Raw genomic sequence first — 1,599 nt, forward strand, 5'->3', positions numbered from 1 at the left:
CGGTGTCATGGCTGATCTCCGCTACACCGTCCGTCCGTTCGAGCCGAGGGTGATCGAAGGGGGCACTACAGAGGGTGCCGTCGAAGCAGGCGTTGGTGAACGCAGGTCGGTTGCGGCAACGCCGTTCGTCTGGCGTGACCCGGCCACGATCCCGCGCCGGGCGTGGGTCTACGGCCACCAACTCATCCGGAAGTTTGCCAGCGCAACCGTCGCTCCAGGCGGTGTCGGCAAGTCGTCACTGAAGATCGTCGAGGCACTGGCGATGGCCACGGGCCGCCCGCTCCTGGGCATCACCCCGCCGAAGCGCCTGCGCGTCTGGCTCTGGAACGGCGAAGACCCGCGTGAGGAGCTGGAGCGGCGCGTCATGGCCGCCTGCCTGCACTACGGGATCGGCCCCCGAGATCTGGACGGCTGGCTGTTCTTGGACAGCGGCAGGGACAGCGAGGTCGTTCTGGCGCACTCCACGAAGACAGGCACGCAGCTCGCCTTGCCGGTGTTCGACGAGTTGATCGCGACCATCACCGCCAATGCGATCGACGTCGTGATGCTCGACCCGTTCGTCTCCACGCACGCCGTCTCGGAGAACGACAACACGGCGATCGACATGGTCGTAAAGGGCATCAACCGGATCGCCGATCAGACGAACACCGCCTTCGACCTCGTGCATCATGTCCGAAAGGGTCAGGGGGGTAACGGCGAATACACGGTAGAAGACGGCCGCGGCGCAAGCGCTCTCCTGGCGGCGGTGCGGTCTGCCCGTGTGCTCAACGCGATGTCGAAGGAGGAAGCCGAGCGGGCCGGGGTTGAGGAGCCGCGGCTGCACTTCCGCGCCGACAACGGCAAGGCCAACCTCGCCCCGCCCGAAAAAACGTCCTGGTTCCGGCTCGTCTCGGTGTCGCTCGGCAACGACCTTGATGGTCCGAGCGATCATGTAGCGGTCGTTGAGCCCTGGTCCTGGCCGGACCCGCTGGCGGACGTGACCGTGTCGGACCTGCGGAGGGCGCAGACGGCTGTCGCGGCCGGTCAGTGGCGGGAGGACGTGCGCGCGCAGGACTGGGTCGGCAAGCCGATCGCGGCGGCCCTCGGCATCGCTCTCGACGGCCCCGGCAAGGCCAAGGTGTCGGCCCTGCTCAAGACCTGGATCCGCACCGGCATGTTCGTCGCCGTTCAGCGGAACGACGGCCAGCGCAAGTTGAAAAACTTCATCGAAGTCGGGGAGCCGGCGACGGACTGAAGCGATGCGCCAGTCGGCTCACAGCCCTGCCGCGCGGGTGGTCCCGAAACCGGGGCGTTCTGCGCCACTCCAGTGCGCCGTCCCTATAAGGGACCGGCGCAACTGGCGCACTGGCGCAAACCGCCTTTGCGCCAGTGCGCCGCTCCAGTTTGCGCCAGTTCCAACGACTGGCGCAGACGCCTCCCCCAAGCTGCCAATCGCGCCGACCCGCTGCGCCACCGAGCCCGTGCGCTCCTCCCGATCGGTCGGCTTCTTCCCCGCAACCTGGAGGCTTCACTGTGCCTGAGCGACACCAGCCCCCTGCTCCCGCCCGCGAATGGATCCCCGCCGACCGCCCGCCGCCCGACGTCTCCGGTGAGGGCATG

At 68.0% G+C, this 1,599-nt stretch carries 1 protein-coding gene; it reads left to right on the forward strand.

Translation table 11 applies throughout. The features are described from left to right. The coding region (locus MET2598_RS42500) for an AAA family ATPase (RefSeq protein ID WP_198293095.1) at nt 1-1,234 on the forward strand (1,234 nt) is incomplete at its 5' end. Between the last annotated feature and the right edge of the window lie 365 nt (nt 1,235-1,599).

Origin of the sequence: Methylobacterium sp. WSM2598 (assembly GCF_000379105.1) — a bacterium.
In the GTDB taxonomy this organism is placed as follows: domain Bacteria; phylum Pseudomonadota; class Alphaproteobacteria; order Rhizobiales; family Beijerinckiaceae; genus Methylobacterium.